12 protein-coding genes and 2 pseudogenes are annotated in these 13968 nt (G+C 69.4%); 5 read left to right on the top strand and 9 right to left on the bottom strand.

Going from position 1 to position 13968, the window contains the following annotated elements:
• The first annotated feature begins 84 nt into the window (after positions 1-84).
• On the top strand, positions 85-2364 hold the full coding sequence (locus ACFWYS_RS35115; RefSeq protein ID WP_384777694.1) for an MMPL family transporter: 2280 nt from the start codon (positions 85-87) through the stop codon (positions 2362-2364).
• A gap of 930 nt (positions 2365-3294) precedes the next feature.
• On the top strand, positions 3295-3849 hold the full coding sequence (locus tag ACFWYS_RS35110) for a hypothetical protein (protein ID WP_384777692.1): 555 nt from the start codon (positions 3295-3297) through the stop codon (positions 3847-3849).
• Between the two features lie 43 nt (positions 3850-3892).
• Here the strand turns inward: ACFWYS_RS35110 and ACFWYS_RS35105 are convergent, their stop codons facing one another.
• Entirely contained in the window at positions 3893-4441 is a 549-nt protein-coding gene (locus tag ACFWYS_RS35105) for a DUF4262 domain-containing protein (protein ID WP_384777689.1), read from the bottom strand.
• A gap of 238 nt (positions 4442-4679) precedes the next feature.
• On the opposite strand from ACFWYS_RS35105, the gene ACFWYS_RS35100 reads away from it, so the two are divergent.
• On the top strand, positions 4680-5315 hold the full coding sequence (locus tag ACFWYS_RS35100) for a maleylpyruvate isomerase N-terminal domain-containing protein (RefSeq protein ID WP_384777686.1): 636 nt from the start codon (positions 4680-4682) through the stop codon (positions 5313-5315).
• Between the two features lie 578 nt (positions 5316-5893).
• Entirely contained in the window at positions 5894-7180 is a 1287-nt protein-coding gene (locus ACFWYS_RS35095) for a M48 family metallopeptidase (RefSeq protein WP_384777683.1), read from the top strand.
• A gap of 15 nt (positions 7181-7195) precedes the next feature.
• On the opposite strand, the gene ACFWYS_RS35090 is transcribed toward ACFWYS_RS35095, so the two are convergent.
• The 6 genes and pseudogenes from ACFWYS_RS35090 to ACFWYS_RS35065 all read right to left on the bottom strand — a co-directional run bounded on the left by ACFWYS_RS35090 (position 7196) and on the right by ACFWYS_RS35065 (position 11383).
• A protein-coding gene (locus ACFWYS_RS35090; RefSeq protein ID WP_384777830.1) for an IS5 family transposase occupies positions 7196-8025 on the bottom strand; the annotation gives its coding sequence in 2 pieces (ribosomal slippage) (positions 7196-7687 and positions 7690-8025; 828 coding nt in all).
• A 116-nt stretch (positions 8026-8141) separates the two neighbouring features.
• A pseudogene (locus ACFWYS_RS35085) lies at positions 8142-8393 on the bottom strand (XdhC family protein); the annotation flags it as partial.
• Positions 8394-8470: 77 nt separating this feature from the next.
• Positions 8471-8857, bottom strand: a complete 387-nt coding sequence (locus ACFWYS_RS35080; protein WP_384777680.1) for a DUF3592 domain-containing protein — start codon at positions 8855-8857, stop codon at positions 8471-8473.
• A gap of 241 nt (positions 8858-9098) precedes the next feature.
• Complete coding sequence (locus ACFWYS_RS35075; protein WP_384777677.1) at positions 9099-10625, bottom strand: FAD-dependent oxidoreductase; 1527 nt, start codon at positions 10623-10625, stop codon at positions 9099-9101.
• An 80-nt stretch (positions 10626-10705) separates the two neighbouring features.
• Positions 10706-10924: a DUF6480 family protein gene (locus tag ACFWYS_RS35070; RefSeq protein WP_384777674.1), complete on the bottom strand. Its 219-nt coding sequence runs from the start codon at positions 10922-10924 to the stop codon at positions 10706-10708.
• A 36-nt stretch (positions 10925-10960) separates the two neighbouring features.
• Positions 10961-11383 carry a CBS domain-containing protein gene (locus ACFWYS_RS35065; protein ID WP_384777671.1) on the bottom strand — a complete coding sequence of 141 codons (423 nt, stop codon included), beginning with the start codon at positions 11381-11383 and terminating at the stop codon, positions 10961-10963.
• Between the two features lie 237 nt (positions 11384-11620).
• Here ACFWYS_RS35065 and ACFWYS_RS35060 point away from each other — a divergent pair.
• Positions 11621-12317 (top strand): annotated as a pseudogene (locus tag ACFWYS_RS35060) (Ppx/GppA family phosphatase); the annotation flags it as partial.
• Between the two features lie 162 nt (positions 12318-12479).
• Here ACFWYS_RS35060 and ACFWYS_RS35055 read toward each other — a convergent pair.
• Together ACFWYS_RS35055 and ACFWYS_RS35050 are read right to left on the bottom strand one after the other, a co-directional pair.
• Positions 12480-13169, bottom strand: a complete 690-nt coding sequence (locus ACFWYS_RS35055) for a GAF and ANTAR domain-containing protein (protein ID WP_384777668.1) — start codon at positions 13167-13169, stop codon at positions 12480-12482.
• Between the two features lie 392 nt (positions 13170-13561).
• Positions 13562-13843 (bottom strand): hypothetical protein, encoded by a 282-nt coding sequence (locus ACFWYS_RS35050; protein WP_384777666.1) that lies wholly within the window; start codon positions 13841-13843, stop codon positions 13562-13564.
• Positions 13844-13968 lie beyond the last annotated feature (125 nt).

Raw genomic sequence — 13968 nt, 5'->3', positions numbered from 1 at the left:
GGCCGATGCCGCGGAGCGCCGTGGCGACGAGCCTCGGCATCGGCGGCCGTACAAGGACGGCCGACGACGTGGTTGGAGGAACCAATGCTCTCGAAAGCCCTGTTGCGCCTGGGCGCAAGCGCCGCCCGCCATCCCTGGCGGGTGATCGCGGCATGGCTGATCGCCGCCACGCTCGCCGTCCTCGCCGCGATCGCCATCGGCGGGCGGACCGCGGACTCGATGACCGCTCCGGGGCTGGACTCCCAACAGGCGGCGGTACTGATCGAGCGGGCCGGCACCGGCCAGGAGGGGATGACCGCCCAAGTGGTCGTCACTCCCCTCGACGGCGGTGCGACGTTCTTCGACCACGGCAGCGCGCGCACCGCTCTCACGCGGCTGCAGACCGAGGTGCGGCGGCTGCCGCACGTGCTCGGCACGAGCGATCCGGCGGGGGCACTCGACGCAGGCGGGGACACCGCCGTGCGTGGCGGCCTTGTCTCGGCCGACGGGCGGATCGCGGTCGTCCGGGTGCAGTACCCCGACCAGAGCCGGCTGTCGGCCGAAGACCTCGACGCCCTCGTCGATCTCGGCGACCGGCTGCGCGCCGAGCTGCCCCTGCGCATCGAGATGGGCGGGAACCTCTTCTACGCCTTCTCCGACGCCGACGGCGGCGCGAGCGAGCTGATCGGCCTGCTCGCCGCAGCCGCGATCCTGTTCCTGGCGTTCGGTTCGCTCGTCGCCGCCGCGCTACCGATCGGCATGGCGGTCTTCGGGCTGACCGTCGGGGTTGCCACGATGACGGTACTGGCGGGGGTGACGGACGTCCCGACCTTCGCCCCTGTCCTGGGCAGCATGGTCGGGCTCGGAGTGGGCATCGACTACGCGCTGTTCGTGCTCGCCAGGCACCGGGAGTACCTCGCGCGCGGGCTCGATCCCCGCGAGGCGGCGGGGCGAGCGGTGGCCACGGCGGGGAGGCCCGTGGTCTTCGCCGGCGGCACCGTCGTCGTGTCGATCCTCGGCCTGGCGGTCGCGAACGTGCCGTTCATGACGGTGGGCGGGCTCGCCGTCTCGATCGTCGTCCTGACCATGGTGCTCGCGTCGGTGACACTTCTGCCGGCCTTCCTCGGCGCCGCCGGCCCACGCCTGGCCCGGGTCGGCCGGATCGGCCGGGCTCTGCAGACCAGGAAGCCGGGCCGACTCTCACGGCGGCGGGACCCGGCGGCGGGCGCCGCCCCCGCCGCCGGGTGGCGGCGCTGGATCGGGCACGTCAGCCGGCACCCGGTGCCGTACGCGGTCGGCGCGGCGGGGCTGCTGCTGACCGCGACGCTGCCCGTGCTCGGCCTGCGCGTCGGCCTGCCCGACGACGGCTCATTGCCCCACAGCCGTACCGAGCGCCGCGCCTACGACCTCGTCGCCGAGGGGTTCGGCCCGGGCACCAACGGTCCCCTCGTCATCGCCGCGGACCCCGCCGGTGATCCGGGAGTGCTGGACCGACTCGTCGGGGCGGTCGCGGCGGATCCGGGCATCGCATCCGTCGCGCCGACGCAGATCGATCGGGCCACCGGCATCGCGACCCTCGTGGTGTTCCCGACCACCAGCCCTCAGGACAAGGCCACGGCCGACACCATCGCCCGGCTGCGCACCGACGTGCTGCCCACGGCGATCGGACACGGCCCGGCCAGGGCCCACGTCGGCGGCGCCGCCGCGAGCCTGTCCGATGTGGGCCAACGCACCAGCCAACGCCTGCCGGTGCTCGTCGCCGCCGTGCTGGCGATGTCGTTCCTGCTGCTGATGCTGGTCTTCCGCTCGATACTCGTGCCGCTCAAGGCGGTACTGCTGAACCTGCTGAGCATCGGCGCGGCCTACGGCATCATGGTCGCGGTCTTCCAGTGGGGCTGGGCAGGCGCACTCATCGGGCTGGAAGCGACGGTTCCGATCGTGTCGTTCATCCCGATGTTCCTCTTCGCCATCCTGTTCGGCCTGTCGATGGACTACGAGGTGTTCCTCCTCTCCCGCGTACGCGAGGAGTACCTGCGCACCGGCGACAACGGCACGGCGATCGTCGAGGGCGTCTCGGGCACCGCCCGGATCATCACCTCGGCCGCCCTCATCATGGTGGCGGTCTTCCTGTCCTTCGCCGTCGCCGAGGACCCCTCCACCAAAATGTTCGGGCTCGGCCTGGCCACTGCGATCTTCATCGACGTCACGGTCGTACGCATGGTGCTGGTACCGGCGACCATGACACTCCTCGGCCGGACCAACTGGTGGCTGCCGAGGTGGCTGGACCGGATGCTTCCCCGCGGCCCGGTCGGCACCGACGACACCGACGACACCGACGCGGAATCCACAGGTGAGGCCCCGCGTCCACGGCTGGTTGACCGTTGACTGAACTCCTGCCCGCCCTTGGCGTCCGGCACCTCAGCGCGTCACTAGGGGGCATACCGAGTCGTGATCATCGGATGGTCCCGGTGAGGTCTCCAAGGTCCACCTCGCCGCCGACCGCAAGTGCCGCCCGCTGGCGTTCATCCTGACCACGGGCCAGGCAGCGGACAGCCCGCAGGCCTGCACGCGTTGTTGGAGTCCCGCCGGACCGGATACGCCCCCTGGCCATCGCCTGCAGCACCCGGCTGCGTATCGACCAGGGGCGAACCGCTACCCGGGCGGATGCCGTCGTCGACCGCCTGCCCGCCTCGGCCTGGCACCGGCAGAGCGCAGGAGCCGGAGCGAAAGGGCCGCGCTACCACGACCGGGCCTGGACCGAGATCGGCGCCGACGACCACCGGCGGCGGCGCCCACGGCCACCGGCGGCGGCGAGGGTCTGCCGCAACCCGAGTAGTGGCGAACTCGCCTTCTACCTGTGCTGGTCCCCAAAACGGATGCCGCTGTCCGAGCTGGCCAGGGTGGCCGGTACCAGGTGGTGCATCGAGGAGTTCTTCCAGGCAGCGAAAGGCCAGGTTTGGCTGTGACGTTATCCGGCAGGCTCTGTCACAGATCTTGGGGAGCCGTTACGGAGGGGCAATACCGAGAACAGCTTCGGCGTCGGCTGGGCTGTCGAGACGAGCGCTGCCCTGGTCACCAGACATCATCACGAGTAGAGACGACGAACATGGCAGCAACCCTTTCGTCCCGGCGACCATCACAGCCGCATCCACCCTTCTCGTTGGCATCGCGACCGCATGCGTGGCCGTCTATGGCGCCCGCCTAGCCAACAGCTATCGGCGCCAACTCGACTTGAGGACCTCTGAACGCCGCATCCAGGCATACGCCGCTCTCTGGGCCATGCTCAGAGTCGCCTCTCCGTCCCGTCCGGAGCCGATGAGCGAGGCAGAACGGAATGATCTATTCGAGCAAGTCACCGACTGGTACTACACCGATGGCAACGGCATGCTGCTGACCGACAAGACCCGTCAGCTCTATCTCAAGGCGAAGCAGAACCTGCGCTACTCCGACGATGAGCTGTTCCCAGCCAGCCTCTGTGCCGAAGCTCATCGACGAGAGATCGGCGAGCAAGAACGTTGGAGAAGTGAAGTATCACGACGGCAACTTTCGCTGCTGCGTACTCAGATGAAGGCGGACCTCGCCATCTACGGCATCGTTTCCGCTGGTTCACTGCACGGCCCTGAGCATCGACTGGAGCGAGACTTCCTCGAAGCCTGTGGAATCAATCTAGAGGATGAGCCGTGGATCCATCCTGCTGAGGCGGCTGGCAGAGATGAGGACCAAAGCCGACGTGCCTGGGTGGCCTTGGCGACTTCTTCCGGGAACTCGGGCAGCATCAAGTGTGGCGTGAACCGCATCAAGAAGATCAAGAGGCAGCTCTGCGGACGAGCCGGAATTGAACTGCTCCGCAAAATGATCTTGCTTCAGTAGCTTTCGCGACGTGCTGGTCTGTCGCTGGTCGGCACGTGAGAGGTCAGACTTCGGTCGTCCAGATCCCGACAGGGTGCTCACTCGGGGGCAGCCACAACTGAGGCTGGGAGTCCCGATGCCTCGCCTCAGCCTGTTCTTCCCAGCGAAAGCGGTCATCCGCGTCGGGCCACACGACTTGCAGCACAGGGAAAGGAGGCCGCCGGTAGAACCCGATGGCCCGCCCGAAGAAGGTCCGGTACCAGCGGAGATCGACCTGCCGGAGCGCGACTTGTCGACCGTCGACAATGTCGGCATGGCACTGGCCGCCAGCCAGTACAGCGCCCGCGGCGGACTTCGCTCCGAGCCTGTTGAGCATGCGGTGCATGTCATGGATATCGAGTCCGAACATGGCGAGCTCAGGTGCGCCGTGAGTGTGTGACAGGCCGATCGTGTAGGCGAATCCAGGACCGATCTCGTCCTCGGGAACCATCACAACGTGCCATCCATGCCGCTGCACATTCTCGATGATCGTCAGATCCATGCGGTCCGCTTCGTCTCGGTCGCCGTAGTCATGGCAGAGGACGCAGCGGCACTGGAACGGATCAGCAGTCATACGCGGAGGCTACGAGGTGAGTGTTGAGTCGGACAGCTGGGCTTGTGACCACCTTTCCACTCGAACGACACTGTCACCCTCTGCGACCGGTCCCCAAGATCTGTGCCAGAACCGAGTTTTGCTGTCGCTCCGCCCGCTGTCCCGAACGTGGATGGTTGGGCCGACCGCCGCGTGGCATGAGGGCTGCGGGACCCCGGCGGCACTGCGTAACGTGGGATCACCGGATCATGGAGGGCTCGTGAGTCTGAAGAACGCCTACTTGGAGACTGCGGCGCAGGCCGCGGCCTTGCTGGATGCGCCGGAAGTGGCCGCCTTGTGGGGGAAGCCCAGCGCGCTGGCGGAGTGGACTGTCGGTGGCCTGGCCGGCCACCTCATGTATCAGATCTTCAGCGTGACTCCCGCGCTTCAGGAACCTGAGTCCGAGAGTGATCCGATCTCCTTGCTGGACCACTATTCACGTGCCATGTGGATCGACGCTCCGCTTGACGGGGACGTTAACTCCGGCATCCGGGCGAAGGGTGAGGGCATCTCCTCCGAGGGGGTGCAGCCCTTGCGAGAGCGGGCCTATGCCGTGCTCGACGAGCAACGAGTCGGTCTCGCGCAACTGCGCGGGGACCACGTCGTGTTCATGCCGCAAACAGGATGGGCGCTGACTCTCGACGACTTTCTCGTGACGCGGATGGTGGAACTGGCCGTGCACATGGACGACTTGGCGGTCAGTGTGGGCGGCCATGCGGCAGAACTCCCCCATGCTGCCTTCGCCCCCGTGGTCGCTCTCCTGACCGAGCTGTCCGCCCGACGGCACGGCCAGGCAGCGCTGCTGCGAGCGTTGACACGCATGGAACGGGCACCCGCTGCGATCAACGTGTTCTGAACGCTGCTTCAACTCGCATCAACCTGCTCGGCCTGACCTTTGCTGTGGGCCAGACGACACAACCCCGCGCCAATCTGCATGATGACGCCGTTGAACGTGAACCAGTCGATGATGACCGCGCCACATGGCGCCCCTCGCCGAAGCCTGGGACAGCGGCGCATCCGCCTGGACCCGCGCTCCACGCCGCTGCGTCGCCAGGGTCGCGGTTCCCGTCCCGGTCCTGGCATCGAGGACATGCGCGCCCTCCCCCACACCCGCCGCGTCCAGCAGCGCCCTGACCGCATAGGCACACAGCCGCCCGCAACTCCCCGCGTACACCTCGGCCCGCTCGGCACAGGCACCGCGTTCGAAGGCGTCGAAGTCCTCCGTCACACCCGCCGCACCCGTTGCACCCGTTGCACCCGTTGCACCCGTTGCACCCATTGTCATGGGGCCTGCCTGTCGTACGCGGCAGGCCGGATCCTTGCCGGGGCCGACCGGAAGTTCACGGCTTTACGCGGGCGCGTCCGCATGATCAGCTTTGGGGTGTCATGTACAGGTGGTCTCTGGGGAGGGGCCATGGGGAGGGGAGCGCGCCGATGAGTGTCGCCACGGAGGAAACGACGCAGCCGTGTCCGCAGTGCGGGGCCGAGATCCGCTCGGACAGACGGTTCACCACGTGGTGCGCCGCGTGCGACTGGAACGTCGACCCGGCGCGGCCGCAGGAGCACCACGGGCGGCTGGAGAGGACGCAGCGCGCCCTCGCCCGGCGCCACGGCGAGAAGCTGCTGGCCGAGGTGACCGCCGGCGGCACGTTGCAGGCGCGGCGGGACGCCCCCGCTGTCCTAGCCCAAGCGATTGCGCTCGCCGTCCACGGCGTGACCCTGGTGCTTGCCGCGGCCGGAGTCTGGTTCGTCGTACGCGGATGGGGCGGCGTCAGGATGGTGCCCGGCCTGTTCCTCCTGCTCTTGGCCTGGGCCCTCAGGCCCCGCACGAACCGGCTGCCCGACGACGCGCCGGTGCTGCGCCGCGCCGCCGCGCCCGAGCTGTTCGCGCTGCTCGACGAGGTCGCCCGCGTCGCCGGCACCCGCAACGTGGACGCGATCGTGGTGGGGGCCGAGCTCAACGCCGGCGTGACGACGTACGGCGTGCGCGGCCGCCGCCTGCTGACCCTCGGGCTGCCCCTGTGGGAGATCCTCACGCCCCAGCAGCGGATCGCCCTGCTGGGCCACGAACTCGGCCACTACGGCAACGGGGACACCCGCCACGGCCTGGTCGTCGGGACCGCCTTCCGCTCCCTCACGACCTGGCGCTACTACTTCGCCCCGATCGCCGACCCGACCCTCATTCAGATGGTCGTCAATCTCGCGTACTTCGTGCCTCGCCTGCTCGTCCAGAGCGTCCTGCTCCTGCTCGACCAGCTGACGCTGCGCGCCACCCAGCGTGCCGAGTACCTCGCCGACCGCGTGGCCGCCCGCGCCGCGTCCACCGAGGCCACCGTGGGCCTCATGGACCGGCTTCTGGTCGGTGACTCCGCCGCCACGACCCTGCGCCGTGAGGCTGCCCAGGCCGGCCTCGGCGGCCCGCGCCGTGCCGGACGCGACGAGGACCGCACGGACGGGCTGTGGGAGCGACTCGCCGCGCACATGGCGTCAATCCCGGAGTACGAGTACGAGCGTCAGCGGCGGGCCGGCGCCCTGCGGGGCCACAGCGTCGACGCGACCCACCCGCCAACGCACCTGAGGCGCGCGTGCCTGCTCACCGGCGAGGCCGTGCCCGCGGCCGTCGTGACGGACGGCGAGCGGGAGCTGCGGATCGCGGCCGAACTCGCCGACGTACGCGGCAGGGTGGCACGGCAGATCCTGCGGGACGGGTTCGACGGCTAGGTTCTGTCTCTTTGGTCAGCGTCGGGTCCAGATGAGGATGCCCGCGAGGTGGAGTGCGGCCTGGTAGGCGATCGCGAGCTTGTCGGTTCGTGTGGCCAGGCCGCGCCATTGCTTGAGGCGGTTGATGCACCGTTCGACGGTGTTGCGCTGCTTGTAGGCCTCGCTGTCGAAGCCGGGCGGGCGGCCACCGAGTTGGCCTCGGCGCAGGCGGTGGCCGATTTGGTCGGACGGCTGCGGGATGACCGCACGGATGCCCCGGCGCCGCAGGTGGCTGCGGATGGCGCGTGAGGAATACGCGCGGTCGGCCAGAACGGCCAGCGGCCGGGTCCGGGGCCTGCCCGGACCTCTGCGGGGCACGCGGATGCGGGCCATCACTGTCTCGAAGGCGGGTGCGTCACCTGCCTGGCCTGCGGTGACGGTGAAGGCGAGGGGTCGTGCGCGGCCGTCTGCGGCCAGGTGGATCTTGGTGCTCAGCCCGCCCCGGGAGCGTCCGAGCGCGTGATCGGCGGGCTCGCCGGAGTGGGCCGCCCCTTTTTGAGTGCGCCGGCAGCGTGCTGGTGGGCCCGGACGACCGTGGAGTCCACCGACACCGTCCAGTCGATGTCGTCGTCGGCGTCCGCCGCCGCCAGGACGGCAGCCAGGATCATCTCCCAGGTGCCGTCGATGGCCCATCTGATCAGCCGCTTGTGAGCGGTCTGGAAGGAGCCGAGCTCGTCGGGAAGGTCCCGCCAGGGCGAGCTGGTGCGGTACTTCCACGCGATGGCCTCAAGAGTGCGGCGGTGGTCGGCCCATCGCCGTCCGCGGACCGGATCCGCCGGCATCAGCGGCTCGATCCGGTCCCACATCGCATCGGTGATCACTAATCGGACGGACACATCCGATCAACTGACCAACCCATCAAAGAGACACGCGCTAGTCAGCCACACCCCGCGCCCCTGGGTGGGTGAACCATACGAAGGGCTCACCGCCTCCCGCAGAACAACGTAGGGAACCCAGACGGGTCGTCATCCTGTGCTCCTTGTCGTCTCGATGCTGGGTATCGAGTGCTCAGACGACTCCGCAAGAGATTTTCGGCTGCCCGGCGTAGCAGGGCCGGCGGCAAACCGGCTGCGGCTGTCAGAGCGTGGGCGATGATCTCCGCAGTGATGGACACGGCTGTCTCCTCGGGTGTACGTGCTCCCAGGTCGAGACCGATTGGAGAACGCAATTCGGCTGCTAGGGCGTGTCCGATGGGTCCCGTGACGGGTCTGGCGGTGGATCCGTTGGTGAGAACCAGGAGGGAGAACAGGCTCAGCGCGTGAGGAGGACCCCAACCGCGACGCCGAGGAAGATCATGGCTCCGGCGAGCAGGCCGACGATCGGAGACAGGCGGTGCTTCCGGGTGAATACCCTTGCGCTTTGCGGCCTTTCGGGCAGGTAGACGACCGGCACATGGGTTCCGAGATCCATCCCCATCCCCAGCCCCCGCGCGACGGGCCGGCCCTGCCGGTCGGTGAACTCGATGACGGGCGTCGAACAATCGTCCCCGCGCTCATGCTCCTGGTCCACCACCACCCCCTCGGCGTGCACCCCGGAGCGGCCCAGCCGCATCTGCAGCCGCGCCTCCCGCGCACCGGCACCCAGACTCACCAGGCCCACCAATACGGCCAGCCCGGTACCGATCGTTTCACCCGTCATCCGTCCCCTGCTCTCCCTCGCACAGCGCCCGCACCCGGTACGGGCCGCGCACCAGGATGACGCGGCACCCGGGCCCGTGGTTCACGAGGGTGCGCGGGCACACCGGGCCTCTACGGGCTTGCGTGGTCGTCGCGTGGTCTGCGACCAGGCGCCGATGCTCATCGCCGTGGGGATGCCGAGGTCAGGCCTGCGTGCCGGCGTCCTGACGTGCATCGGTCGCAAGATCCACAATGAGTACCCGTCAGAGGTCGCGCTTCCTGAGCGGCCGTACCGCGGGGCCCTGGAGGACCTCGCCGTCCGGGGTGAAGCGGGAGCCGTGGCACGGGCATTCCCACGCCTTTTCCGCACGGTTGAAGGCGACGATGCAGCCGAGGTGGGTGCAGCTGGCCGAGACCGCGTGCAGTTGACCCTGCTCGTCGCGGTGCACGGCACACTGGCCCGTGCCCATCCGCACCACGGCGCCGTCGCCCCGGGCGATGTCTTCCGGGGAGGGCCCGATCAGTGGCGGTATCCGGTCGCCGACGAAGTGCCGGGCCACCTGAGCCTGGTGCTTGAGGAACGACCCTCCCTCGCGCACGACGGAGGCGACCCGCCGGGGATCGTAGAGGCCGCTCCACTCGACCGCGCGTCCGGCCATGAGGTCACTCAGCAGGCGGCCCGCCATGATGCCGCCGCTGAGACCCCAGCCGCCGAAACCGGTCGCCACGTAGGTGTGCCGGCTGCCGGGACGCAGCGGTCCGACGAGGGGCACGGAGTCGGTGGAGTCGTTGTCCTGGGTGGCCCATCGATGGGTGAGCGTGACACCGGGGAAGCGGGCCTCGGCCCAGGTGGACAGGCGGGCGAACCGTTCCTCGACGTCGGCGCTGCCGGGCGTGAAGTGTTCCCCGGTGACGATCAGCAGACGTTCACCGTCTCTGAGGGGTGCCGTGCGCACGGAGCGCGTGGCCTGCTCCGGGGTGATGTACATGTCGCGGGGCGCCCGCTCCTCGTCGATGCCCCCGGCCACGACCAGCTCCCGGCGCGGGGACAGCCGGGAGAAGAGCAGGGCCCGGTCGAAGACGGGGTAGTGCGTGGCGATCACGATGTCGCGGGCGCGCACCGACACACCGGCGTCGGTGGTCAGAGTGCAGGGCGTGCCCTCGGTGAGGCCGACGACCCGAGTGTCCTCGTACACCGAGGCTCCGCGCCGCAGTAGGTCGTCCGTGAGTGCCAGCAGATACTTCCGGGGATGGAACTGGGCCTGCCCGCTCACCCGGACCGCTCCGGCGACGGCGTACGGCAGGTCCGTCTCGGTGACGAACTCGGCGGGCAGGCCCGCCTCAGCTGCCGCTTCCGCCTCCGCGCGCAGTTCTGCGACGCGCCGCGGGCTTTCGGCGTAGGTGAAGGCCGCCGCCTCCTCCCAGTCGCAGTCGATGCCCAGCTCGTCCACGATGCCTTCGGCATGCCGGATTGCGGCGCTCTGCGAGCGGGCGTACAGCCGGGCGCCCTCGGCGCCACGGGTGCGGCGCAGGTGGTCGTAGATCAGGGTGTGCAGGGCGGTGAGTTTGGCGGTCGTGTGCCCGGTGACCCCGGCCGCGAGGCGCCTGGCCTCAAGTACGGCGACCTCACGCCCCCGGCGTGCGAGTTCCCACGTGGCGCTGAGTCCCGCGATGCCGCCGCCGACCACGGCGACATCGACGCTCAGGTCGGCGGCCGGTGGGGGAGCGGGGGCGCCGGCCGGGGCGGTTTCGACCCAGTAGGAGTTCTGCGACACTCGCTCGGCGTTCATAGCGGCCGAGTTCCCCTCCACTGACGTGGCACTCGGACTAGTCGGCCCGCGGTCTCCGGCTCCCTTGCGGCGTCCCACGTTCACAGGGCCGCGGCCATGGCGATCAGCCCGACCACCACCAGCACGACCAGGACCATGATCACGGTCAGGGGCATCGCGCCCCATCCCTTGCTCAATTCAGGCGGGTCCGGGTGGGTGCCGAAGGTGCCACCTTCGGCCGGCGGGGTCTCCCCCGGGGAGACCTGACCGCCTGATTCGAGTCCAGGAGTCCGGGTGGGCTCGGGGTCAGGAGAGGTCATGGCTGGCTCCTTCCGGCTACTGACCTGGCGGAACGGTCAGGTGTTGGGACTGGCGGCACTGATGTCCCCCAGTGCCGAGTGGGGATCACGCTCGATAGCCAAGTCGCCGAGGGAGATGAGACCGACCGCGTGCTGCTTCTGATCGACGACCGGGACACGGCGTACGGAGTGCTCACGCATCACGTCGACCGCATGGTCCAGGTTGTCGCCGGGCCCCACCGTGATCAACTCGTCGCTGCAGGCGTCGATGACGGTCGTGCTGCCCGGGTCGTGCCCTGCCGCCACCGATCGAACCACCAGGTCGCGGTCCGTGACCAGCCCACGCAGCCGGTCGCCCTCGGTGACGAGCACGGCCCCGATGTCCTCGTCACGCATCATCTCGGCGACGGCTGTCACCGATGTCTGCGGTTCGACGGTTACCAGGTCGGTCGTCATGACGTCGCGGACATGCTGGGCCATGGGGAGAATCCCTCCATGCCATGGGCAGCGCGGTTCACCGCCACTCTGGCCCGAGTACCCACATATGACTGAGCCCCGCGCCACTGTGAACTGCACTCACCCCGACGTTTGCCCGAAAAGGGCGCAGGGCTGCTCGCGCGCAATACGGGTTGCCTCTTCACCCGTGTTCTGTGAGCCGGCAGACGGTAAGTGTCTCCTTGGCTTCCACAGCCACTATGAATCAACTTCCCTCTGCGTCTGCCCTATAGCGTTCCTGTACGTCGCGCCCGCCCGCGTGGCCGCGGCTCCCGACTGGATGCCGTCCGCTGCGGGACGGGTGTGCCGATCTGCACTGTGCCGGGTGCGTTGAAGGCCGCGGTCGGCTGCCCGACTTCACGGCCTCGCTGCCGCTCGGAGCGAACCGGCTGACCCGACTGTTCTTCCACGCGAAGGCGGCCGAGCGCGCTGAGTGTGAAGGCGCTACGCCGTAAGGTGCGCCACCAGTTGCGTGATGTTGCTGATGGGGTCCGCTGTGAGGGGCCTCGTACGGCGGTGGCGACCTCGCGCACCTTCCAGTAACTGGGGTGGCTGTGCGGGGCTGCCCCGGGCCGGGAGGGTCCGTTTGTCTCCTGGCACCTGGCACCTGGCACCTCGCGCGCCGCGACCTGCGGAGCTGCATCAGCACTCTCGCGGCGCTGTCGGCGGTTGAGCGTGCGCAACTGCCGGGGATCTCCGCCCCGGGCCGCGCAGATCCTGGCGGGCGCGGTGGTCGGGCACACCGTCATGAAGCTGACCGGGATCAAGACCGCTGCGATCTGTCCGTGGGCGATCCGGGCAGGCGTGCAGCCGCGCTACATCGAAGACGGTGGCGCCTGGTGGTCGGAGACCGCGGAGCGCGGTGAGAATGCGGTGCCGGTCGGCGGCGCCGCTGCGGATCGCGACCCCGAGGCACTGAACCCTCCCGACGCGCGGGGACCCCTCGGGCCGAGGCAGGTGTGGGGATAGTCCGGAGGGGGACTTGGTGAGTAGGCCGTGTGCAGCAGCGTTCCCCTGGGGACTGGCCCGGCTCAGGCTTCTCTGGTTCAGCCAACGTGCTGGGGGAGCCGCCCGACCGGGGTCACGGGAGGCTGCCTCGTTCGGAGACGAGGCGGGCGACCTCGCGGAGCTTGACGTTGTTCTCCTGGGAGTAACGGCGTAGTACGTCGAAGGCTTGCTCTTCGGTGACGTGGCGGCTGCCCATGAGGATGCCCATGGCTTCCCCGATGACATGGCGCGTAGCGACGGCCTGCTCCATCTGGGCGTGGGTGCGGGCGCTGGAGAAGGCGACCGCCGCGTGGGAGGCCAGCAGCCAGCCCGCTGTCTCACTGTCCGGAGTGAAGGCGCCGGGCTTGTACGAGTAGAGGTTGAGGGCGCCGAGGTCCTCGTCGTCGGTGAAGAGCAGGAAGCCCATCATGCTGCCCACGCCGAGGGTGCGGGCCTGAGGGGCGTAGGAGGGCCAGCGCTGGTGCAGACCGGTGAGGTCGGCGATGCGGAAGACTCGTTCACCTTGCGCGGTACGGGCGGCATCGAAGCAGGGTCCTTCGCCGAGGCGCTGTTGCAGCTGGTCGCTGTCGATGACCAGCTGGTGGGTGGGAGCGAGCGACTCCACTGTGCTGTCGTGCAGCACGAGGATGCCGGCCGCGTCGCAGCCTTCCACCAGTTCGGTGGCCGAAGCAGTGATCCGCTCCAGGGTGGCTGCCACCGAGTCCTGCGCCAGAAGGTCCCGTGCCATCGAGGCCATCTGCTGCGCGAACCGACCCCAGTCCACTGCGTCCTCCGTTACTCATCCGCCTGGACAAGTCTTGTACCCAGCTTTCCACGCACGCCGCGCAGTGACCTCTTTGACACTCACGCCAGGGGGAAGGGCTCACGGCGACCAGGTTCAGGGCAGTTTTGGTTGGCGGGCCTGGCGGGCCTGGCGGGCCTGGCGGGCCTGGCGGGTCCGGTGCCCGGCCGCCACTCGGCGTCCCTGTCCGGTCCTGCGGACCCGCGGCAACTACGTGTCCCCCGAGCACCGGCGGCGGTGTCGGTACGGCAGCCCAGGCATGAGCTTGATGGTTCGGGTAGCCGCGACGCGGCCGTCCTCGTGCCGCACGGGGGCGTCGCCGGCTGCGCAGTTGGCAGCTGATCAACGCAGTCGGGTTGAGAAACAGACATCCCTCAGCGCTGCGGGTCGCCCTCGTCAGCGAGGTGGGGGTAGAAGGCGTGGAGGCGGTTCCACTGCCGGCTCAGTTGCTGTTCGGCTTCGCGTAGCACGCGCAGGGCGCTGGGATCGCTCGTCTGCCGCGGGCGGACTGGGGCCGAGATGGAGCGATGCCGCCGGAGGCGGAGGCCGCGGGTGCTGGGTCGGCGCCGCTTGCGGGGCGTGGCCCACACGCGTGCCAGCAGGGTGAGGGTGGTGACGGCGGCTGCTGTGAGGGCGAGGCCGGGGTGCCCGGTCACGGATGTGCTCTCCTTCTCCCTGAAGGCTGGCGGTGGGCGGGGGGGGGGGGGGGCGCGGGGGGGGGGGGCGCCGGGGGGGGGGGCGGGGGGGTGGTTAAAATGACACACCCCCCACCAGCCCGCGT

It is taken from the genome of Streptomyces sp. NPDC059010 (genome assembly GCF_042740355.1).
In the GTDB taxonomy this organism is placed as follows: Bacteria; Actinomycetota; Actinomycetes; order Streptomycetales; family Streptomycetaceae; genus Streptomyces.
Note: the sequence above shows the minus strand (reverse complement) of the source record. Positions and strands in the feature narration are given on the sequence as shown.